At 68.7% G+C, this 20,032-nt stretch carries 21 protein-coding genes; 12 read left to right on the top strand and 9 right to left on the bottom strand.

All coding sequences use genetic code 11. The features are described from left to right. Positions 1 to 864: coiled-coil domain-containing protein (locus ACWDSJ_RS17015; protein WP_450032968.1), on the bottom strand; the 864-nt coding region annotated here is incomplete at its 3' end. A gap of 286 nt (positions 865 to 1,150) precedes the next feature. Beyond that, entirely contained in the window at positions 1,151 to 1,684 is a 534-nt protein-coding gene (locus tag ACWDSJ_RS17010) for an Rv1476 family membrane protein (RefSeq protein WP_387357140.1), read from the bottom strand. A gap of 257 nt (positions 1,685 to 1,941) precedes the next feature. Between ACWDSJ_RS17010 and ACWDSJ_RS17005 the strand changes: the two genes are divergently transcribed. The 5 genes from ACWDSJ_RS17005 (at position 1,942) to ACWDSJ_RS16985 (ending at position 7,602) form a co-directional block, all read left to right on the top strand. Further along, a complete protein-coding gene (locus tag ACWDSJ_RS17005) occupies positions 1,942 to 4,740 on the top strand; it encodes an aconitate hydratase (protein WP_450032966.1) in 2,799 nt (932 codons plus the stop codon). Between the two features lie 263 nt (positions 4,741 to 5,003). Next, complete coding sequence (locus ACWDSJ_RS17000) at positions 5,004 to 5,570, top strand: TetR/AcrR family transcriptional regulator (RefSeq protein WP_387357136.1); 567 nt, start codon at positions 5,004 to 5,006, stop codon at positions 5,568 to 5,570. 67 nt (positions 5,571 to 5,637) lie between these two features. Continuing rightward, positions 5,638 to 6,054: an acyl-CoA thioesterase gene (locus ACWDSJ_RS16995; RefSeq protein ID WP_387357134.1), complete on the top strand. Its 417-nt coding sequence runs from the start codon at positions 5,638 to 5,640 to the stop codon at positions 6,052 to 6,054. A 111-nt stretch (positions 6,055 to 6,165) separates the two neighbouring features. Then, entirely contained in the window at positions 6,166 to 6,630 is a 465-nt protein-coding gene (locus ACWDSJ_RS16990; protein ID WP_387357132.1) for a hypothetical protein, read from the top strand. Between the two features lie 9 nt (positions 6,631 to 6,639). Beyond that, on the top strand, positions 6,640 to 7,602 hold the full coding sequence (locus tag ACWDSJ_RS16985) for a hypothetical protein (protein ID WP_450032963.1): 963 nt from the start codon (positions 6,640 to 6,642) through the stop codon (positions 7,600 to 7,602). Here the strand turns inward: ACWDSJ_RS16985 and ACWDSJ_RS16980 are convergent. Further along, positions 7,596 to 8,102, bottom strand: coding sequence for a MarR family winged helix-turn-helix transcriptional regulator (locus ACWDSJ_RS16980; RefSeq protein ID WP_450032961.1), 507 nt, complete (start codon positions 8,100 to 8,102; stop codon positions 7,596 to 7,598). The genes ACWDSJ_RS16985 and ACWDSJ_RS16980 overlap by 7 nt on opposite strands. Before the next feature lie 70 nt (positions 8,103 to 8,172). Between ACWDSJ_RS16980 and ACWDSJ_RS16975 the strand changes: the two genes are divergently transcribed. Next, entirely contained in the window at positions 8,173 to 8,670 is a 498-nt protein-coding gene (locus tag ACWDSJ_RS16975; RefSeq protein WP_450032959.1) for a cupin domain-containing protein, read from the top strand. A gap of 60 nt (positions 8,671 to 8,730) precedes the next feature. On the opposite strand, the gene ACWDSJ_RS16970 is transcribed toward ACWDSJ_RS16975, so the two are convergent. After that, positions 8,731 to 8,970 (bottom strand): helix-turn-helix domain-containing protein, encoded by a 240-nt coding sequence (locus tag ACWDSJ_RS16970; protein ID WP_387357124.1) that lies wholly within the window; start codon positions 8,968 to 8,970, stop codon positions 8,731 to 8,733. 171 nt (positions 8,971 to 9,141) lie between these two features. On the opposite strand from ACWDSJ_RS16970, the gene ACWDSJ_RS16965 reads away from it, so the two are divergent. Next, positions 9,142 to 9,750: a dihydrofolate reductase family protein gene (locus ACWDSJ_RS16965; RefSeq protein WP_450032957.1), complete on the top strand. Its 609-nt coding sequence runs from the start codon at positions 9,142 to 9,144 to the stop codon at positions 9,748 to 9,750. Between the two features lie 4 nt (positions 9,751 to 9,754). Here the strand turns inward: ACWDSJ_RS16965 and ACWDSJ_RS16960 are convergent, their stop codons facing one another. After that, the gene (locus ACWDSJ_RS16960; protein ID WP_387357120.1) at positions 9,755 to 11,386 is read right to left on the bottom strand and encodes an ABC-F family ATP-binding cassette domain-containing protein; all 1,632 of its coding nucleotides are present in this window, start codon (positions 11,384 to 11,386) and stop codon (positions 9,755 to 9,757) included. Positions 11,387 to 11,571: 185 nt separating this feature from the next. Between ACWDSJ_RS16960 and ACWDSJ_RS16955 the strand changes: the two genes are divergently transcribed. Next, entirely contained in the window at positions 11,572 to 12,336 is a 765-nt protein-coding gene (locus ACWDSJ_RS16955) for an SDR family oxidoreductase (RefSeq protein WP_450032954.1), read from the top strand. A 6-nt stretch (positions 12,337 to 12,342) separates the two neighbouring features. Here ACWDSJ_RS16955 and ACWDSJ_RS16950 read toward each other — a convergent pair whose 3' ends face one another. Next, the gene (locus tag ACWDSJ_RS16950; RefSeq protein ID WP_450032953.1) at positions 12,343 to 13,164 is read right to left on the bottom strand and encodes a hypothetical protein; all 822 of its coding nucleotides are present in this window, start codon (positions 13,162 to 13,164) and stop codon (positions 12,343 to 12,345) included. Positions 13,165 to 13,276: 112 nt separating this feature from the next. Here ACWDSJ_RS16950 and ACWDSJ_RS16945 point away from each other — a divergent pair, with 112 nt between their 5' ends. Continuing rightward, entirely contained in the window at positions 13,277 to 14,359 is a 1,083-nt protein-coding gene (locus ACWDSJ_RS16945) for a lycopene cyclase family protein (protein WP_450032984.1), read from the top strand. Here ACWDSJ_RS16945 and ACWDSJ_RS16940 read toward each other — a convergent pair. Both ACWDSJ_RS16940 and ACWDSJ_RS16935 read right to left on the bottom strand, forming a co-directional pair. Further along, positions 14,333 to 15,847, bottom strand: coding sequence for a bifunctional ADP-dependent NAD(P)H-hydrate dehydratase/NAD(P)H-hydrate epimerase (locus ACWDSJ_RS16940; RefSeq protein WP_450032951.1), 1,515 nt, complete (start codon positions 15,845 to 15,847; stop codon positions 14,333 to 14,335). The two genes, ACWDSJ_RS16945 and ACWDSJ_RS16940, sit on opposite strands and share 27 nt — an antisense overlap. A gap of 27 nt (positions 15,848 to 15,874) precedes the next feature. Then, positions 15,875 to 17,116, bottom strand: a complete 1,242-nt coding sequence (locus ACWDSJ_RS16935; RefSeq protein ID WP_450032949.1) for a helix-turn-helix domain-containing protein — start codon at positions 17,114 to 17,116, stop codon at positions 15,875 to 15,877. 222 nt (positions 17,117 to 17,338) lie between these two features. Here ACWDSJ_RS16935 and ACWDSJ_RS16930 point away from each other — a divergent pair, with 222 nt between their 5' ends. The 3 genes from ACWDSJ_RS16930 to ACWDSJ_RS16920 all read left to right on the top strand — a co-directional run bounded on the left by ACWDSJ_RS16930 (position 17,339) and on the right by ACWDSJ_RS16920 (position 19,247). Next, positions 17,339 to 18,028: a hypothetical protein gene (locus ACWDSJ_RS16930; protein ID WP_450032947.1), complete on the top strand. Its 690-nt coding sequence runs from the start codon at positions 17,339 to 17,341 to the stop codon at positions 18,026 to 18,028. Positions 18,029 to 18,033: 5 nt separating this feature from the next. After that, on the top strand, positions 18,034 to 18,276 hold the full coding sequence (locus tag ACWDSJ_RS16925) for a hypothetical protein (protein ID WP_450032945.1): 243 nt from the start codon (positions 18,034 to 18,036) through the stop codon (positions 18,274 to 18,276). A gap of 74 nt (positions 18,277 to 18,350) precedes the next feature. Beyond that, the gene (locus ACWDSJ_RS16920; RefSeq protein WP_450032943.1) at positions 18,351 to 19,247 is read left to right on the top strand and encodes a helix-turn-helix domain-containing protein; all 897 of its coding nucleotides are present in this window, start codon (positions 18,351 to 18,353) and stop codon (positions 19,245 to 19,247) included. Positions 19,248 to 19,251: 4 nt separating this feature from the next. Here the strand turns inward: ACWDSJ_RS16920 and ACWDSJ_RS16915 are convergent, their stop codons facing one another. Beyond that, the gene (locus ACWDSJ_RS16915; protein ID WP_450032941.1) at positions 19,252 to 19,992 is read right to left on the bottom strand and encodes a PP2C family protein-serine/threonine phosphatase; all 741 of its coding nucleotides are present in this window, start codon (positions 19,990 to 19,992) and stop codon (positions 19,252 to 19,254) included. Positions 19,993 to 20,032: the final 40 nt, after the last annotated feature.

Raw genomic sequence — 20,032 nt, 5'->3', positions numbered from 1 at the left:
TGGTGTATCTGATCCGCGACCTGCACGTGGCGCCCGCGCTCGTAGGGGTCCTGCTCGCCTTCGGCGCGGTCGGCGGCATCGTCGGCGGTCCTGGAGCCCGGCCACCCTCGCGCGCGCGGCGTCGAGCCGCTGCTGGGCCGAATCCCGTTGCTGTGCAAGGGCATTGCGCGTGGCGAGCTGTTGTTCCTGGGCGGCCTGCGCGGCGGCGACGGCCCGCTGCGCGTCGGCCTTGCGGGATTCGGCGACCGCGGCGGCGGCGTCGGCGGCCCGTTTCGCGGCGCGGGCGGCGGAATCGCGGTTGGCCTGGTCGATCTGGGCGCGGCGCAGTTGTTCCAGGGCGTCCTGCCGGGATTTGGCGGCGACGGACAGCAGTTGGGCGCGTTCGAGGGCGACGGCCGGATCCGCGCCGGAGAGCACGTTGACCATGGCGTTGACGCCCGGCCGGGTGTACGCCTCGACGGCGAAGCGGTCGAACTCGGCGCGGGCCGCGCTCACCCGCGCCCCGGCCTCGGCCAGCTCGCGCTGGGTGCCCGCGGCCACCGCGGCGGCCGCGTCGGCGGCCTCGCGCGCGTTCTGGAGATCGACCAGGGCCTTGTTCACGGCCTCGCGCTTGCCCGCGAGTTCGGTGTCGAGCCGCTGGACCTGCTGTTCGGCGGCGGCCACCTCGTTGATGAGCCCGCTCACCTCGTCGAGCGTGGCGTCCACCGCGCCCCCGGCCGCGGCGATGTCGCCGTCGCTGGGATTCGGCGGGGGGCCGGGCTGCGCGCGGGCGACGGTGATGCTCGCGGCCAGCCCGAGGGCGCACAACAGCAATCCCACAGCGATCCGCAGCGACCTCTCGCGCCGCCTCGCCGTCCGTCGCATCGCACCTCCCTGGACCGCCGAGCTTCCCGGGGAACAGAGGCACCGCTCGCACGAGTGACCAGCGAAATCGCGGCCCGCACAACCTCTGGAGACCCATGCGACACTTCTTCCCCACAAGTGCCATGTGAACCGTACGACACTCAGGACACAGAAGAAACCGCTCGGCCCGCACGTCGCGGAGTATTTCGGCGATTGCCGAACGATTGCCTAATATCGCCTCGGAATCTGCCGAATGAAACAGACCGGACGTCAGGAGAAACCGGTCGAGGTCGGACCGGTCGGATGACTAATTCCGCGCGAGCTCCCGATCGCCCGCCCGCCGGGACTTCACGACGTACAGCCCGGCGATGACGATCACCAATCCGGCCAGCAGCACGGCCGTGACCGTCGTCCACGACACCGTGTCCGGTTTGTCCAGCCGATTCACGAACGCCTGCGCGGCCTCGGCGCTGTGCCCGTGACCCTGATACTTGGCCACGTCCTCGGCCTTCTCGAGCCGATAGCGCGGAATCGACGAGCTGTAGGTGCCCGCCCAGTCGTCGCCGAGGACCAGGACCGTGCCGTGTTCCACCTTGCCGACCTCGGTGGCCAGATCCCGCAGGCTGGAATCGGGCGAGGGGTTGCCGGGGACGACGACGATGCTCAGGGGGATTCCGTTGTCCAGGGAGTCCTGCGCGGCCGCGGCCAGACCCGACTGATCGACGCCCTTCGGCGCGGCGACGTGATTGTCCGTGAGATCCACCAGAATCGAGCCCAGATCGGTGTCCGGCGGCAGTTCCGCGGCCATGGGGGTGAAAACCGAGGCGTACGAGACGGTCATCTTCCATCCGGTCTGTCGAGCCGCCCGGGAGGGCGACGGGCATCCAACACAGTTCAGGCGATCGAATGCACAGTACGCGACCGGGGCATGATGGAACCCGGGACGCCTCGCCTGGACGGCCCCGCGCGTTTCATAGGACAAGCGTACTGTTAGGGTTGGAAGCACGAGGCGCACAGCCCAGCCTGCGCCCTCGACCTGGGTCACCGGCACAGCCCCGCCGGTGACGAACACCCTCACCGACGAGTGGAGCTGAACGTATGACGAGCATCGATACATTCGGCGCCAAGGGCACCCTGCAGGTCGGAGATCGGTCGTATGAGATCTTCCGCCTGTCGGCCGTGCCCGGCACCGAGAAGCTGCCCTACGCGCTGAAGGTCCTCGCGGAGAACCTGCTCCGCACCGAGGACGGCGCCAACATCACCGCCGACCACATCCGCGCGATCGCGAACTGGGACGCCAAGGCCGAGCCCAGCACCGAGATCCAGTTCACCCCCGCGCGCGTGATCATGCAGGACTTCACCGGCGTGCCCTGCATCGTGGACCTCGCGACCATGCGCGAGGCCGTCACCACCCTGGGCGGCGACCCGGACAAGGTCAACCCGCTGGCCCCCGCCGAGATGGTCATCGACCACTCGGTCATCATCGACGTGTTCGGGCGCGCGGACGCCTTCGAGCGCAATGTCGACATCGAGTACCAGCGCAACGGCGAGCGTTACCAGTTCCTGCGCTGGGGCCAGACCGCCTTCGACGACTTCAAGGTCGTGCCGCCCTCGACCGGCATCGTGCACCAGGTCAACATCGAGCACCTGGCCCGCGTCGTCATGCTCCGCGACGGCCAGGCCTACCCCGACACCTGCGTCGGCACCGACTCGCACACCACCATGGTCAACGGCCTGGGCGTATTGGGTTGGGGCGTCGGCGGTATCGAGGCCGAGGCGGCCATGCTGGGCCAGCCCGTCTCGATGCTCATCCCGCGCGTGGTCGGCTTCAAGCTGACCGGCGAGATCCAGCCCGGCGTGACCGCCACCGACGTCGTGCTCACCGTCACCGACATGCTGCGCAAGCACGGCGTGGTCGGCAAGTTCGTGGAGTTCTACGGCAAGGGCGTGGCCGAGGTGCCGCTGGCCAACCGCGCCACCCTGGGCAATATGAGCCCCGAATTCGGTTCCACCGCGGCCATTTTCCCGATCGACCAGGTCACCCTGGACTACCTGCACCTGACCGGGCGCAGCGACGAGCAGGTCGCGCTCGTCGAGGCGTACGCCAAGGAGCAGGGCCTGTGGCACGACGCGGACGTCGAGCCGGAGTACTCCGAGTACCTCGAGCTGGACCTGAGCACCGTGGTGCCGTCCATCGCCGGGCCGAAGCGCCCGCAGGACCGAATCCTGTTGTCGGAGAGCAAGATCGCCTTCCGCAAGGACATCCACAACTACACCGACGACGCCGAGGCCGCGCCGCACTCCAAGCTGGACGAGGCCGTGGAGGAGTCCTTCCCCGCCAGCGATCCGGTCGTGCTGTCCTTCGCCGACGACGACGCCGTGCTGCCGACCGCCGCCAACAACGCCAACGGCCGCCCGTCCAAGCCGGTCAAGGTGCACTCCGAGGAGTACGGCGACTTCGTGCTCGATCACGGCGCGGTGGTGGTCGCCTCGATCACCTCCTGCACCAACACCTCCAACCCGTCGGTCATGCTGGGCGCGGCCCTGCTGGCCCGCAACGCGGTGGAGAAGGGCCTGGCCCGCAAGCCGTGGGTGAAGACCTCGATGGCGCCCGGTTCGCAGGTCGTCAACGACTACTACGAAAAGGCCGGTGTCTGGCCGTATCTGGAGAAGCTGGGCTTCAACCTGGTCGCCTTCGGCTGCGCCACCTGCATCGGCAACACCGGTCCGCTGCCGGAGGAGATCTCCAAGGCGGTCAACGACAACGACCTCACCGTCACCGCGGTGCTGTCGGGCAACCGCAACTTCGAGGGCCGCATCTCCCCCGACGTGAAGATGAACTACCTGGCCTCGCCGCCGCTGGTCATCGCCTACGCGCTCGCGGGCACGATGGACTTCGACTTCGAGCACGACGCGCTGGGCAAGGACACCGACGGCAACGACGTGTTCCTGCGCGACATCTGGCCCTCCCCGCAGGAGATCCAGGACACCATCGACCGCGTCATCAGCCGCGACATGTTCCTCAAGGACTACGCGGACGTGTTCAAGGGTGACGAGCGCTGGCGCGGCCTGCCGACGCCGGAGGGCAAGACCTTCGCGTGGGACGAGAACTCGACCTACGTGCGCAAGGCCCCCTACTTCGACGGCATGCCGGAGCAGCCCGAGCCCGTCGCGGACATCACGGGCGCGCGAGTGCTTGCGCTGCTGGGTGATTCGGTCACCACCGACCACATCTCCCCCGCGGGCAACATCAAGCCGGGCACCCCGGCCGCGCAGTACCTCGAGGCGCACGGCGTCGAGCGCAAGGACTACAACTCCTACGGCTCGCGGCGCGGCAACCACGAGGTCATGATCCGCGGCACGTTCGCCAACATCCGGCTGCGCAACCAGCTCCTCGACGACGTCTCGGGCGGCTACACCCGCGACTTCACCCAGCCCGGCGGACCGCAGGCGTTCATCTACGACGCCTCGCAGAACTACCAGCAGGCCAGGATCCCGCTGGTCGTGCTGGGCGGCAAGGAGTACGGCTCGGGTTCCTCGCGCGACTGGGCGGCCAAGGGCACCCGACTGCTCGGCGTGCGCGCGGTCATCGCCGAGTCGTTCGAGCGCATCCACCGCTCCAACCTCATCGGCATGGGCGTCATCCCGTTGCAGTTCCCGGCCGGTGAGTCGGCCGCGTCGCTGAAACTGGACGGCACCGAGGTCTTCGACATCGAGGGCATCACCAAGCTGAACGAGGGGGTGACTCCGAAGACTCTGAAGGTGACCGCGACCAAGGAGAACGGAGACAAGATCACCTTCGACGCCGTGGTGCGCATCGACACCCCCGGTGAGGCCGACTACTACCGCAACGGTGGCATCCTCCAATACGTGCTGCGCAACATGATCAGGGCCTGATCTGCCGCCTCCGGCGGCGTGTTCGCGGCCCTGAGTCTCGTCGACGGGCACCCGAGACTCGCGCCTTCGGCGCATGCGCTTCGGGCGCCCGTCGACGAGACGGCCGCGAACGTCGCTCGTAAGACTCGCTCCCGACGTGGTGGCGGGAGTGCGAAACTTGCGAGAGCACTTGCACGTTGGCCCCATCCGACTCGTATCTCGAGTGTCCCCCGCGTCCGGTTCACCACCGGCGCGGGGGCACGTGTACCCCGCTGGAGGAGCCCATGCCCAAGGTCAGTGATGACCATCTTGCCGCCCGGCGTAGTCAGATCCTGGACGGGGCGCGGCGGTGTTTCGCCGAGTTCGGTTACGAGGGGGCGACCGTGCGTCGGCTCGAGGAGGCCATCGGGTTGTCCCGGGGGGCGATCTTCCATCACTTCCGGGACAAGGACGCGTTGTTCCTCGCGTTGGCGCAGGAGGATGCCGAGCGGATGGCCGAGGTGGCGGCCAATCAGGGCATCGTGCAGGTGATGCGGGAGATGCTGGCCAATCCCGGGCAGTACAACTGGCTGGGCACGCGGCTCGAGATCGCGCGGCGGCTGCGCACCGATCCCGAATTCGCGGCGAGCTGGACCCAGCGCTCGGCCGAACTCACCGCGGCCACTCTGGCCCGGCTGGAACGCCGCAAGGCCGCGGGCGCGCTGCGCGACGACGTCCCCACCGACGTGCTGCTGGGCTACCTCGATCTGGTGCTCGACGGCCTGATCGCGCGGATCGCCTCCGGGCACGCCAACGAAAACCTCGAAGCCGTGCTGGATCTCGTGGAGGCGTCGGTGCGGCGCAAGAACTGAACCGCGCGTGAGCCGGAACACCCGAGCGCCGGAAATATCCCGGCGGGATCGAGGAGTTTGCCGAGTTATGACCTTCTCCGTGCCCGTGACCGTCCGCGGTTACGAGATCGACGTGAACGGCCACCTCAATCAGGCCGTCTACCATCAGTACGCCGAGCACGCCCGGTGGGAGATCATGCGCGCCGCGGGCGTGGTCCCCGAGAAGCTGCGCGAGCGCAACCTCGGCCCGGTGGTCCTCGAGTCGACCATCAAGTACCGCCGCGAGCTGTACCTCGGCGACGAGGTGCGGGTCACCTGCGCGTTCGACTGGGGCACCGGCAAGGTCTTCCACTTCCACCAGCAGATCCTGAAACTCGACGGCACGGTCTCCGCCGAGATCGACGTGGTCACCGGGGTGATGGACCTGACCGTGCGCAAACTCGTGTCGAATCCGGCCGACCGCTTCCGCGAACTGGCCGACTCCCCCGACCTGATCGGTCTGTGACCGGTTGATCGCTCAACCGAAAATCTTTCGGCGATAGGGCATTCCGAAAAATTTCGTTGCGAGCCGGTCGGCGGCCCGCGCGGGATATGATCCAGATCACGCTCGGCTTCCGTGGCAAACCGCGAGCAGATCGGAGACCAGCCCATGTTCGACGCCGAATCGGATCCCACCGTGCCCCCGCTGTCCGGCTCCCTCGTGGCCGCCTCGGAGCGGTCGGTCAGTGTGCGGGTGCCCGACGGCGTCTGGACCTTCGATCGCGCCGATGTGCTGTCCATCGACGAATCACCAAGCGCCGCACCGCGTTCCGAGCCACCCGTGCGGGTCCGCGTGCGCGCGGGCGCGACCGCCGAATTCACCCGCCGCCTGCGCGTCGAGCTGACCGAACGCCCGATGACGCTCGTGCCCACCCCGTCCCCCGCGCGCGGCGACGACCTGCTGGCCCGCCTGACCGAGGAATGGGCCCGCGAATTGCGCCTGCCCACGCCCTCCGGCGTCGGCGGAGCGACCTTCACCTTCTGCCAGACCAAAACCGACTCCCGCAGCGACGACGGCACCGCCTGCGACAGTCTCGACTGAGGCGGCGGGATGGTGGGCGGCGCGCCGGGGTCGGTTCTGATCGTCACCGAATCCGAGGACGTGCACGCCGACGCGATGGCCGCGACGCTGCGAAACCTGCACGGCATTACCCCGATTCGGCTCGACATGCGCGAATTCCCCAGTGAGACGGGCGAATTCCGGCTCGGCCGGATCGGCACCGCGCGCACCCTCGCGCACGTACCGGGCCTGGACACGGTCACCGCGGTGTGGTGGCGACGCCCCCGGCAGTGCCGGGTCGCCACCGGGATCAGCAGCGCCGACGACGAGTTCCGCCAGGCCGAGTGCGACGGCTTCCTCCAGGGCCTGCTGTGGTCGATCCCCGCGCTGTGGGTCAACGATCCGGGCGCGGACCGCACCGCGTGCCGCAAGATCGTGCAACTCGAGACCGCGCGGCGCTCCGGCTTCGCGGTCCCCGACACCCTGGTCACCAATGATCCCGGCGCCGCACGGGAATTCGTCGCCGGCCGACCGGGACCGGTGGTGTACAAGCGCACCGGCACGGGCCGGGCGAACTTCACCGAGACCCGGCTGCTCGGCCCGGCCGATCTCGACCGGCTCGACACCATCCGCTCCGCGCCCACCACCTTCCAGGACTACATCGAGGCCGACTGCGATCTGCGCGTGGTGTGGATCGACGGGCTGGAGTGGACCGTGCGCATCGACTCGCAATCCGGTGTGGGACGGGTGGATTCGCGCCTGGACACCGCCGTCGCGTTCACCCCCGCGCGGCTGCCCGCGGCGGTCAGCAAATCGCTGACCACGCTGATGGGCGCGCTGGGACTGGTCTTCGGGGTGCTCGATCTGCGGCTGGGCCGCGACGGCGAGTACTACTTCCTCGAGGTGAATCCGCAGGGGCAGTTCGCGTATCTGGAGATCAAGACGGGGTTGCCGATCTTCGCGAGCCTGGCCAACTTCCTCGTCGGCGCCGACGCGGCCGTGCCGGGTCACTGAGCCGATTCGAGGCTGTCCAGCAGGACGCGCACGAGCCGATCCAGTTCTCGCCGTTCGGCATCCGACAGCGCCGCCAGCAGTCGCGTCTCGTTCCTGGTGTGCGCGGTCACCACCTCGTCGATCAGGGTGCGCCCGGCCTCGGTGAGCGCGACCCGGACCGCGCGCCGATCCCGCGCGTCGGCGATGCGGCGCACCCATCCCGCCGACTCCAGCCGATCCAACCGGCCGGTCATCCCGGCCCGCGACAGCATGAGCGAATCGGCCAGCACCGAGGGGTTCAATTCGAAGGGCGCGCCCGAACGACGCAGGGCCGCAAGCACATCGAACTCCCCGCGCTGCAACCCGTACCGTTCGAACACCGCCTCGATCGCCCGCCCCGCGACCAGTGACAGCCGCCCGAGCCGTCCGATGAGTGCCATCGCCTCGAGCTCGAGATCGGGTCGTTCCCGCCGCCACTGCGCGGTGATCTCGTCCACCGCGTCGACTTTCCGATTCGCCATGGACACGATTCTATTCGATGCCATATAGTTAGGGAGCGAACTATCAGACCACGAATAGTTGGAGCCGACCATGAGCACCACCGCGTCCCGCGCCGTCATCCGCCCGGCCGACCAGGCCGAGATCCACGCGACGAACCAGGTCACCATGCGATTGCTGATCGACGCGCCCGAGGCCGCGCACAGCCTCAGCACCCTCGAGGTCACCCTCGCGCCGGGCGCGGACGGCGCGGCCCCGCACTTCCACACCCGCTCCGAGGAGCTGTTCTACGTCGCCGAGGGCGAACTCCAGGTCATGGCCGGGGACGAGATCGCCACCGTGGGCGCGGGCGGGGCGATCGTGGTGCCGCGGCGGATGCCGCACGCGTTCGGCGCGGCGCCGGGCAGCCCGGCGCGCGTCCTGATCGCCCTCACCCCGGGCGTCGAGCGGTTCGAGTATTTTCGCGTGCTCGAGCGGGTCGCGCGCGGCGAGGCGACGCTCGCCGAACTGGCCGCCGTCCAGGACGAGTTCGACAATCACTTCGTCGACGCCCCGCGCTGGTGGGCCGAGCGAAACGCGAATCGGCACTGAGGCATTCGCGCCCGCGCACCGAAAGTCGCGGTCCCGCAGCGTGGTTCGCTGCGGGGAACGCTACTTGCTCGACGCCTTGCGGCGATTGGCTCCACCCCGGCTGCGGAGTTGCACATGCGACTCCACCAGCACGTTGTGAATGAATCCGTACGAGCGGCCCGTCTCCCGCGCCAGGGAGCGGATGCTGGCACCCGCCTCGTACTGCTTCTTGAGCTGGGTTTGCAAGCGGTCTCGCGACTTTCCGGTGACGCGCGTGCCCTTACCCAACGTGGACTTCCCTTGTGCGGGCCTGTCACTCATGGCTTCCTCCGGTCGCCGTGCAGCCTCATTCCAGGCTAGACACTCTCCGTTCGGTGATCAACGCCTCTCTGTGATTCGCATCACGAATTCCGCGCTCACCCCTACCCGATGAGTTTCGCCGACAACGGCCGTCTACACCCACGAAATCACCATCGCGAAGGAGACACCGCTATGAGAACCCTTACCGCGGGCCTGTTCATGGCCATCGACGGCGTCGTGGAGAACCCGCAGGACTGGCACTTCCCGTACTACAACGACGAGATGGGCGCGGCCGTCGACGCGCAGCTCGGCGCGGCCGACACCCTGCTGCTGGGCCGCAAGACCTACGACGGATTCGCGGGGGCGTGGCCCGACCGCGAGGCCGCGGGCGGACCGGACGCACCATTCGCCGCCAAGCTCGGCGACGCCCGCAAGGTCGTGGTGTCGCATCAGGACCACGACTTCACCTGGCGCAACTCCGAGGTGCTGAAAGGCGAACTGGTCGAAGGCGTTTCGGCGCTCAAGGCCGAACCGGGCGGGGCGATCGGGATCAGCGGTTCGGTGTCGGTGGTCCGGCAACTGCTGGCCGCCCGATTGATCGACGAACTGCATCTGCTGATCCACCCGATCGCGGTCGGCGCCGGTGAGCGGCTGTTCGATCCCGCCGCGCCGACGCTGCCGCTGGCCCTGCTGCGCTCGGCGACCTTCGCCACCGGCGTGATCCACGCGGTCTACGGTCCCGGCGAACTCGGCGAGGGCGGCTACGAGGAGGCCAAACAGCATCTCGCGCAGGAGAATTGAGCGCTCACGCCAGCTGGATGAGTTCCAGGTACTCCTGCGACCAGTGATCCTCGGTGCCGTCGGGCAGCATGATGACCCGCTCCGGGTTGAGCGCCTCGGCCGCGCCGGGGTCGTGGGTGACGAGCACGACCGCGCCCGCGTAACTGCGCAGCGCGTCGAGGACCTGTTCGCGCGAGATCGGGTCGAGGTTGTTGGTGGGCTCGTCGAGCAGCAGCACATTGGCCGCCGAGGACACCAGGCCCGCCAGCGCGAGGCGGGTCTTCTCGCCGCCGGACAGCGTGCCCGCGGGCTGTTCGAGCTGCGGGCCGGAGAACATGAACGCGCCCAGCAGGCCGCGCAGATCCTGTTCGCCCGCGTCGGGGGCGGCGTGGCGGATGTTCTCCCACACGGTGGCCGTGTCGTCGAGGGTGTCGTGTTCCTGGGCGAAGTAGCCGATCTTCAGGCCGTGGCCGGGCACGAGCCCACCGGCTGTGGGCTGTTCGACCCCGGCCAGCAGCCGCAGCAGGGTGGTCTTGCCCGCGCCGTTGAGGCCCAGCACGACGACCCGGCTGCCGCGATCGATGGCCAGGTCGACGCCGGTGAAGATCTCCAGCGAGCCGTACATCTTGGTGAGGTTCTCGGCCATCAGCGGCGTCTTGCCGCAAGGGGCGGGCTCGGGGAACTTGATCCGGGCCACCTTGTCGGACACGCGGACCTCGTCGGCCTCGGCGAGCAGGCGTTCGGCGCGCTTGATCATGTTCTGTGCCGCAACGGCTTTGGTGGCCTTCGCGCCGAGCTTGGCGGCCTGGGTCTTGAGCGCGGCGGCCTTCTTCTCGGCGTTGGCGCGTTCGCGGCGGCGGCGCTGCTCGTCGGTGGCGCGGGCGTCGAGGTACTTCTTCCAGCCCATGTTGTAGATGTCGGCCTCGCCGCGCACGGCGTCGAGGAACCACACCTTGTTCACGACCGCCTCGAGCAGTTCGACGTCGTGGCTGATGACGATGAGGCCGCCGTCGTGGCTCTGCAGGAAGCCGCGCAGCCAGGTGATGGAGTCGGCGTCGAGGTGGTTGGTGGGCTCGTCGAGCAGCAGCGTGGTGCCGGATTTGCCGCCGCTGCCGTCGGAGGCGGAGAACAGGATGCGGGCGAGTTCGATGCGGCGGCGCTGACCGCCCGACAGCGTGCGCAGCGACTGGTTCAGCACCCGGTCGGGCAGGCCGAGGCTGTGGCAGATGCGCGCGGCCTCGCTCTCGGCCACGTAGCCGCCCAGCGCGGAGAACCGCTCCTCGAGGCGGCCGTACTTGCGGACCGCCTTCTCCCGTTCGGCGTCGTCGGCCACCTCGGCCATCAGCGCCTGCTGCTTCTCCATATCGCGGATCAGGGCGTCCAGGCCGCGAGCGGACAGCACCCGGTCGCGGGCCAGCACGTCGAGATTGCCCTCGCGCGGATCCTGGGGCAGATAGCCGATTTCGCCCGAACGAACGACCTTGCCGGCGTAAGGTTCTCCCTCACCGGCGAGAATGCGCAGGGTCGTGGTCTTGCCGGCGCCGTTGCGCCCGACCAGCCCGATCCGGTCCCCGGCCTGCACCCGCAGCGCCGAGCCCGGCGCGGTCAGCAGGGTGCGGATTCCGGCCCGGACCTCCAGGTCGGTCGCGGTGATCACAAACGTCTCCTCGGGAGATAGCGGCGGCTGATCGTTCGAGTGTGCCTCGCGTGCGGGCACACGAACCACCAATTTTACGCACGTGCGCGAAACCTCGCCGTCGGCGACGTCCCCCCGCCGTGCCCGGCACGGCCCTCGCGATCGCCGGGGAGCCGGGAATCGGACGAGGGGTAACGTGCGCTGGCATGAGTGAGGATCTGACGGGCAAAGGCGCTCTGGTCTCCGGTGCGAGTCGCGGTATCGGCAAGGCGATCGCGACGGAGTTGCTGGCGCGCGGGGCGGATGTGGTGATCACCGCGCGCAAGGCCGAACCGCTCGAGGCGACCGCCGCCGAGCTGCGTGCGCTGGGACATCCGGGCAAAGTCGTTGCGGCGGCGGGCAATTCGGGCGACGCCGCGGCCCGCGCGGACCAGGTCGCCACGGCCGTGGCCGAATTCGGCTCGCTCGACATCCTGATCAACAACACCGGCATCAACCCGGTCTACGGCGCGTTGATGGACGCCGATCTGGACGCGGTCCGCAAGATCTTCGACGTCAATGTCGTCTCCGCGCTGGGCTACGTGCAGGAGGCGTACCGGGCGTGGATGGGTGAGCACGGCGGCGCGGTGGTGAACGTGGCCAGCGTCGCGGGGCTGCGCTCGACCGGTGTCATCGCCGCCTACGGCGCCTCCAAGGCCGCGCTCATCCGGCTCACCGAGGAGCTGGCCTGGCAGCTCGGCCCGACGATCCGGGTGAACGCGGTGGCCCCGGGCGTGGTGAAGACCCGCTTCGCCGACGCGCTGTACTCCGCCGGGGAGGACGCGGCCGCCGCGGCCTATCCGTTGAAGCGGCTGGGCACGCCCGAGGATGTGGCCGCGCTGGTGGGTTTCCTGGTCTCCGACGCGGCCGCGTGGATCACCGGCGAGGTGGTCCGGGTGGACGGCGGCCTGCTGGCCACCGGCGGCATCTAGGCGCGCTCAGCGAAACGACAAGGCGCCCAACATGTCCTCGTGCAGGTACCGCAGGTACTTGGTGGCGGTGTCCTCGGTGACCGCCGGGGTGGTGGTCACCAGGGTGATGACGAGGAACTCCTTCTCGCTGTCGTCCTTCCACTTGCCGACGGAGAAGTTGTCGATGTAGGTGCCGGGCCGCGGCTTGAGGTCCTCGTCGGTGTACTGGCCGATGGCCGCGCTGGCCTTGTCCGCGCTGGACATGCCGAGCACGTACTGGGTGAGCATGAGGCCGCCGCGTTCGGAGCGGTAGATCATCTCGGCGGCGTATTTGCAGCCCAGCCCGGTGAGTTTGCCGTTCACCTCGATGTCGGCGCAGGTCGCGTCATCGCGGCCCTCGACCCAGTCGGCGTGCAGCGAGACGTCGCCGAGTTTGAAGTTCCAGTCCTTGGCCTGTTCCTTGTAGCTGAACTTGTCCGCGGCCGGGGCGGGGGTGCTCGATTTCGGCGTGGTCTTGCCGACCGAGGTGTCGGTCGCGGTGACCAGGTCCGGGGTCGTGGTGCCGGTGGCGTGGTTGTCGTCGCTGTGCTTGCTGTTGTTGATCAGCACGACCGCGCCGATACCGAGCACGAGCACCGCGATCGTGGCGATGACGATGCCGACGATGAGGCCGTTGTTGTTCTTGGGCGGTGGCGGCGGCGGATAGCCGCCCCCCGCGTAGCCCGGATTCTGCTGATCCCAGCCCGGCTGTTGATATCCGCCGGACTGCCCCCACGCGGGCTGCTCCTGCGGGCCTCCCCAGCCCGACTGGTCCTGGCCGTACGGGCCGGAGCCTGGGGGATATGTCATGACTGCCACCTTCCGCACCCGGGCACCGTGCGCCCTCCGCGGTCGTCCCCCCGGGCATGGACGCAGACCCTACCGGATGATCTGATCCAATTCCGTTGTGACCACCGATCTCATGGTATGCGGCCTGGGCCCCGCCGGGCGAGCGCTCACCCACCGCGCCCTCGCACACGGGTTGTCGGTGACCGTGATCGATCCGCGGCCGGACCGGGTGTGGACGGCGACCTACGGCGGCTGGGCGGACGAACTGCCGGATTGGCTGGATCGGGGGGTGGTCGCGGCGAGGGTGGAGCGGCCGGTGGCATGGGGGACGCGGCGGTTCGAAATCGACCGGGGTTACGTGGTTTTCGACAGCGAGGCGTTGCGACGCGGGCTCGGCATCGACGGGGCGCGGGTGATCGCGGATCGGGTGGTGGAGCTCGGCGGCTCGAAAGGCTCGGAGTGGGCGCGCCTTTCGTCCGGCGAGACGGTAACGGCCGCTCGCGTGATCGACGCCCGCGGACTGTCCCGCTCCCCCGAACGCGCCGAGCAGACGGCGTTCGGCGTGGTGGTGCCCGAGAGTCGCTGGAGCGAACCGCTTTTCATGGACTGGCGCGACGACCACGGCGCACCCCCCGGAGCGCCACCGTCGTTCCTGTACGCGATCCCATTGGGCGACAACCGTTTCCTCCTGGAGGAGACCTGCCTGGCCGGTCGCCCCGCCCTCTCCCCCACCATCCTGCGCGACCGCCTGCACCAGCGCCTGCGGAACCGCGGCCTCACCCTGACCGGCGACGAACCGACCGAGATCGTCCGCTTCCCCCTCCAGGGCGGACGCCCCGAACCCCGCCGCTTCGGGGCGCGAGGGGGGATGCTGCATCCGGCGACCGGGTACAGTGTCACGCAATCCCTCAGCGCGGCAGATGATTTCGTGCTTGGAAAGCCCGAATACCCGGCCCGCGCCCGAGCCGTTCACCTGCTCCGAGAGTTGGGCCTGCGCGTCCTGCTCGATCTGCCCGCCACCGATCTGCCTGCCTTCTTCGACGCCTTCTTCACCCTCCCAGTACCTCGGCAACGCGCCTACCTCTCGGGCACGACCGACCTCGCGGGCACGGCATCCGCCATGATGAGCCTGTTCGCCACGCTGCCCTGGGCACTGCGGCGGCACTTACTCACCGCCGCGGTCGGGCTTTCAGGAATGAACCGCCCCGGAAGCTGAGACAAGCGACCCGATCACCTCCGGCAGCGCATGAGCCACCGCCGTCGCAGTGAGCGGACCACTGTTGCGGGCACGATGCGCGACCATCGCCGCGCGCCCGTGCACGTGCGCGGCGACCTCACCGGCGTCGAGAGCGGACAGCCCCGCGGCCATCAACGCGCTCGCCAGTCCCGCGAGCACATCACCCGCCCCGGCCGTCGCCAGCCAAGGCGGAGCCTCCGCTTGACTGCCCGCGAACCCGGACGGCTCGACAATGATCGTCGTCGGCCCTTTCACCAGGACGGTGACATCCAGAGCGCGCGCGATCAGCGTGCCGTAATGCGTTGGGCGCGCCTCGATTTCCGCCCGATCGACAGGCTGCCCGAGCCAGCCCATGATCCGCGACACCTCGCCCGCGTGCGGCGTGAGCAGCACCCGATCAGCACGGGCCGCACGTTCCCCCTCGAGACGCCGCCGAACACACGCCTCGAGCGCACCCGCGTCGACCACACACGGCAACCCGCTCCCGAGCGCCTCGCCGATGGCCTTGTCCTGATCCTCGTCGTCCTCGACCCCCGACCCCAACAGCCAAGCCTGGACCTTCCCGATACCGGGAACAGCCTCGGGCGCGGCCGAAAGAACTTGCGCGGTAACACCTTCCGGCCCGACGAAACGCACGATACCCGCGGCGGCGGACTGAACAGCACCGAGCACCGCGAGAACCGCCGCACCCGGATACGTGTCCGACCCCGCGACGACTCCGAGGACGCCGCGCGTGTACTTGTGCGCCGCCCGCGCCGGTACCGGCCACAGCCGCCCGATGTCGTGCGCACTGAGCCGCCGCGCGATCGGCGGTCCTTCGATCCCGGGCAAACCGACATCGACGAAGCGACATTCGCCGACGAGATTGCTCGCCGGTGGCAGAAGTACGCACGCCTTCCACGCCGCGAACGTCACGGTGACATCCGCCCGCACATGCGCACCGGAAATCTCGCCGGTGTCCGGGGCGACCCCGCTGGGCAGATCGACCGCGATCACGGGCGTCGCCGCCGGTATCGCGGCGACCAACTCAGCGGCGCGATCACGAAGCCCTCCCACGCCGCTCTCGCCGATGATGCCGTCCACCACCAACTCTGCCCACTCGACAGCTCGCCGCCCGGCATCGGCTTCAGTCGAGGCGAGGATCCGGCCACCGACAGCACGCAGCTGTTTCACACCGGGCTCGTAGGCGGTGACACCTGTGAGGACCGCATCGACCCGCACACCCAAGCGCCGCAACCGAACTCCCGCGAGAAGGGCGTCGGCACCGTTGTTTCCGGTGCCGACCAACAGGGCGACCCGACTGCCGTATACCCGCCCGAATCGCCGTCGCAGCTCCTCGCCACACACCACAGCCAGACCCGCAGCAGCCTTGCGCAACAACCGATCCGGCGGCCCGGTCTCGAGTTCCGCGGCCACGGCAGCCAGCACGTCGGCGGATCGGTACGCGGTCCAGCTCCTCTTCACCATGCCCCTTTGGTCGGATGAATGCATGAATCAGCCATCGATGAGCAGATGGCAGCGAACGGCGAGCGCCCGCACGTGGGGCCGTGCGCGGGCGTGGTCTCGCATCAGCAATTCGCGCACCAGCTCGCGCACGAGGCCGGAGTCGTGCACCTCGTCGGCGCTGATCTTCTCGGCGTCGAGCAGGGCAAGGACCGCGGCGAGATCGTCCTTGCGCTGGACGTAACCGCGGGCGGCGTCGACCAAGGGGCGCGAACGCCGCTCGACGGACGGGACGCGGTCGATGTCGAGCCGCGAGATCTTGTCGACCACGGCGTCGTGGTCGCCCAGCTCGGCCGAGATAGCAAGGCCGTGGATATCCACGTTTCCGGGACCGAACATCGTCCACGGGTCGTAGGTCGACCCGATCGCGCGGGCGGCGTCCTCGGCGGCCTTGTGGAGCGCCCACGCCTTTCCGGATTCGTCGGACTGGGCGGCGGAGATCGATGCGGCGAGGTTGAGCATTCCGTACGCGGCCAGTAATTCGTTGGCGGGGTTGTCGCCGAATCGGCGTTGCAATTCGTCGGCCGCCTGAAGGCATACCCTGGTCGCTTCCTCCTGCTGTCCGGCACGCCGATAGCTGGCGGACATCGCCCACGCGCCGAGCGCCAGCAGGTGCGGGTCGTCCGCCTCGCGCGCGGTGGCGACCGAACGCTCGGCCGCCACCCACGCGAGTTCTGCCTCCGGAAGATGGTGCAGCCACAGCCGACTGATTTGATATGTGCCGCACAGGGTTCGGGCAGCCCGACGGCGTGTGTCGGAGTCTGCGGTCAGGTACGCCGTGTTCGCGTCGAGGATGAGTTGCGGCAGCACCCGGCCGACCGCGCCGTGAGCTGTCGGCGACGTATGCCATGTCGTCCACGCCCGTGCGACCCGTTCCCCGATGTCATCGAGCGGGACCGGTGGGCCCGCGGACGGCGGCACGACCGGCAGCGCGGTCCGCATGATCACTTCACGCACCGCAGCCACCTGCTCGCGCCGTGGGGCGGCCTTCGGCGCCAGAGCGTTGATCGAGCCGCCGAGAAGGTCTTGCGGCGAGCACCGGCAGGCGGCGGCGATGTTGACGATGTCGGTAAGCCGTTCGGCGTGACTGATTCCCCGCTCGACTTGCGACACCCACACGGCAGAGCGGCCGATCAGGGCGGCCAGCTCCACCTGGGATAGTCGGGCGGCCTCGCGATAGATCCGGACCCTGTCACCGATCCCCTGCGTCAGGGACGGGATTTCTGCGCTCATACCTCGAGGCTACCGGTCCAGACTCATATTTTTATATGAGTCTCGGCTGACATCGATATCTATGTTTAGGACGTGCCCGGCGGCACTGCCCTCCGATTCTCCACTTCCGCAAGCCCGTTCGCGTGGTGGGCGGGTCGGGCACATCGCACGTCATCCCGAACAGCTCGATTCCAGCAGCCGGTACCGGCGCTGGGTTACGGACGATCACACCAGGGAGCCCGCGTGAACAACACCTCCGAAATGGCCGTAGCACAGCATCTTTCGTGCGACGCGATCCACGAGGGAAGCCGAAAACCCAAGGCAGTCGGCCTGCTTCGCCATGACATCTCGGTAGGTCGAGCGTCCGAGCACGCCGACGCGATTCGTCACCATGCCGAACTGCTGGGGTACCACTACCTCTACACCGTGCGTCCGCCGGAGGCGACCACCGATCCGATTGCCTACGCCCTCGAGATCACGCGCGGTGCCAACGCGGCGGCGTTGGTGGTTCACGACCTCGCGGAGGTGGATTACACACCCTCCCGCGTGACCGGGGTGTGCGATCTGGAAACCGTCGACCCGCCGGTCACGTGGGCGGCCGCGCGTCCGGGCATCGTCGACCCCGGGCACGCGCTGCCCGATCACGACCTGACAGTCGAAGAAGCACAACGGATCTGGCAAGACCATCGCGCGTGTCGTGCGGTGTGGTGTCCGCGAAAGGCCGCCGCATTCGAGGCTCTCGTTCGTGCGGGCAAGGTCGTTCCACCCCTTCGCTCATCACGCCAACGCGCCGCCGAGCGTGGGATTGCCTTTCCCGCCGCGGAGCCCGACGGGACGGCGGTCGGACCGGACATGCAAACGCTGCTGGAGGCGCTGGACGGATTGGCGAGCGCCGAATTCGCGTCCGACTTCGGAATCAGGCCGAGGGGCTGATCGCCGTGTGCGCCGGGGGGACCGACGACCATCGTTCGGAAGCGGACGGCCTGGTAGCGATCTGGAAACTGGAGCACCAGCAGATCAGGATCGTATCCGTCCACGAGGTCCGCAGCGGCCGGACGCTGTGGGCCGTAACATCCCGAACCGGCCCGGATCTGGCGGGCGCGCGGGAGGCATGGCCGCGCTACGAGGCGCTGTGGAACGCGGTGCGCCACGACCTGTGGGAACACTACCGCAATCCTTAGCGGATTACGTTGCCACACAAGCAATATCGACCAATCGAAACTTTATTCAGGAAAGGCGGAACACCGGAATGCGCATGGCAGGCTCCACGTTGACGCGGCGGGCGCTCGGTCGCCAGTTGCATACGATGCGGAAGTTGGCGGGCATCACTCAGAACCAGGCCGCCAGGATGGTGGGCATCTCGCCCCAGACCATGGCGCGATGGGAAGAGGGGATCTCGCCGCGTTCGGCCAACGACCTCTTCGTGAACGCACTCTGTGATCGCTATGGCGTCCCCGATGAGAAGCGCCGGATCATCTTGGATCTGGCGAAGGAAGTTCGAGCGATAGCGAAACACGGCGGTGGTTGGTGGCGAGCGGACAGCGACCGGTCATCGAGTGAGTTCGACCCGCACGCGATTCTGGAGGACTCGGCCACTCGGGTGACCTCGTGGCGAATCATCCTCCTCCCCAAAATTGTTCAGGTTCCAGGCTACTGCCGAGCGGTTGCGTGGACCGAGTCGCCCAATCTCCCCTCGGACCACATCGAACGCCGCGTCGAGGAGTCTCTGAAACAGCAGCAACGACTGGACGATCCCGGCTTCACCGCTCGAATCTTCCTGTCCGAGGCCGCGATCCGCGAGGAGTGGGGCGGCCCTGCGGTCATGGATGAGCAGCGACGGTATCTCGCGGAGGTCGGGCGTCGCCCCAACATCTCCATCCGCGTCGTTCCGTTCAACTCCCGCCGCCACATCGGGGCATTGGTGGGCTCGTTTTCGCTCATGGAGTTTCCGATTCTGCCTCGCACGCGCTTCACCGAGCCGCCGATCGTCTATATCGAGGAGTACGTGGGAGACCTCTACCTCGAACGTTCCGAGGAGGTCAGCCGCTACAAGGAAGCGATCGCCGAACTCCAGCGCGTCGCGTTGGACGAAGAAGAGTCGAGGCGAAGGATCCTGGCGATATCGGAAGAGTACGGAACCGGCTCGGCATGAGCGGCTAGAACAGATCCGCGACCAAGGCCGTGGTGTTGTCGGTGCCGCCGGTGCGTAAGGCGATGTCCACCAAGGCGTCCGCGGTGGTGGCGGCGGGTTCTCCGGCCACGAGGAACTCCTTGACCGTGGCGATGTCGAGGCGTTTGTGGACGCCGTCGGTGCACAGGAGGAGGCGGCCGTGGGAGGAGCCGATGACGGCGTGGCCGACGGTTTCGGGGGTGACCGTGCGGATCGAGGTGGTAACCATGTGGCTCATGCGGGGTTGGGGGGCGCGGCCGTGGGCGCGCAGGAGTTCGGCGACGGTGTGGTCGGTCGTGATCTGGTGCAGCACACGGCCGTTCCAGCGGTAGGCGCGGCAGTCGCCGACCCAGGCCACATCGCCGGGGCCGTCGGGCTGATCGGCGGACGGGACGACCGCGACCACGAGGACGGTGTCGGCGGCGGGTTCGGGGAACTGGCGGTGCAATTCGTCGCGGGCGGCCAGGATCGCCGCCACCCCGCCGAGCCGCGTGCCGACCTCGGCGGCGACCGTGGCGGCCGCGCGGGCGGCGCGGGCCGCGAGCAGATGATCGCCGACGCCGTCGGCCACCACGAATGCCGTGCGCCCGGCCACCGGGTCGGTGTGGCTGGCGACCGCGTCGGCGTTGATCGAGCGGCCGCCGCGGCGGCTCACCGAATCGGCTTCGGTTCCGGCGAGCCGGATGAGCTCGCGACGGGTGACGGTGGTGGTCACTGCGTTGTGCACGACCCGGCCTCCTCGGACTGCCTGGTGCTGCCGTTCAGCA

Source organism: Nocardia sp. NPDC003482 (genome assembly GCF_053588115.1).
Note: the sequence above shows the minus strand (reverse complement) of the source record. Positions and strands in the feature narration are given on the sequence as shown.

Excerpts from the sequence above, each read along its gene's own strand:
- ACWDSJ_RS17010 (WP_387357140.1), bottom strand. The coding sequence starts at position 1,684 with ATGACCGTCTCGTACGCCTCGGTTTTCACCCCCATGGCCGCGGAACTG.
- ACWDSJ_RS17005 (WP_450032966.1), top strand. The coding sequence starts at position 1,942 with ATGACGAGCATCGATACATTCGGCGCCAAGGGCACCCTGCAGGTCGGA.
- ACWDSJ_RS17000 (WP_387357136.1), top strand. The coding sequence starts at position 5,004 with ATGCCCAAGGTCAGTGATGACCATCTTGCCGCCCGGCGTAGTCAGATC.
- ACWDSJ_RS16995 (WP_387357134.1), top strand. The coding sequence starts at position 5,638 with ATGACCTTCTCCGTGCCCGTGACCGTCCGCGGTTACGAGATCGACGTG.
- ACWDSJ_RS16985 (WP_450032963.1), top strand. The coding sequence starts at position 6,640 with ATGGTGGGCGGCGCGCCGGGGTCGGTTCTGATCGTCACCGAATCCGAG.
- ACWDSJ_RS16980 (WP_450032961.1), bottom strand. The coding sequence starts at position 8,102 with ATGGCGAATCGGAAAGTCGACGCGGTGGACGAGATCACCGCGCAGTGG.
- ACWDSJ_RS16975 (WP_450032959.1), top strand. The coding sequence starts at position 8,173 with ATGAGCACCACCGCGTCCCGCGCCGTCATCCGCCCGGCCGACCAGGCC.
- ACWDSJ_RS16970 (WP_387357124.1), bottom strand. The coding sequence starts at position 8,970 with ATGAGTGACAGGCCCGCACAAGGGAAGTCCACGTTGGGTAAGGGCACG.
- ACWDSJ_RS16965 (WP_450032957.1), top strand. The coding sequence starts at position 9,142 with ATGAGAACCCTTACCGCGGGCCTGTTCATGGCCATCGACGGCGTCGTG.
- ACWDSJ_RS16955 (WP_450032954.1), top strand. The coding sequence starts at position 11,572 with ATGAGTGAGGATCTGACGGGCAAAGGCGCTCTGGTCTCCGGTGCGAGT.
- ACWDSJ_RS16950 (WP_450032953.1), bottom strand. The coding sequence starts at position 13,164 with ATGACATATCCCCCAGGCTCCGGCCCGTACGGCCAGGACCAGTCGGGC.
- ACWDSJ_RS16945 (WP_450032984.1), top strand. The coding sequence starts at position 13,277 with ATGGTATGCGGCCTGGGCCCCGCCGGGCGAGCGCTCACCCACCGCGCC.
- ACWDSJ_RS16940 (WP_450032951.1), bottom strand. The coding sequence starts at position 15,847 with ATGGTGAAGAGGAGCTGGACCGCGTACCGATCCGCCGACGTGCTGGCT.
- ACWDSJ_RS16935 (WP_450032949.1), bottom strand. The coding sequence starts at position 17,116 with ATGAGCGCAGAAATCCCGTCCCTGACGCAGGGGATCGGTGACAGGGTC.
- ACWDSJ_RS16920 (WP_450032943.1), top strand. The coding sequence starts at position 18,351 with ATGGCAGGCTCCACGTTGACGCGGCGGGCGCTCGGTCGCCAGTTGCAT.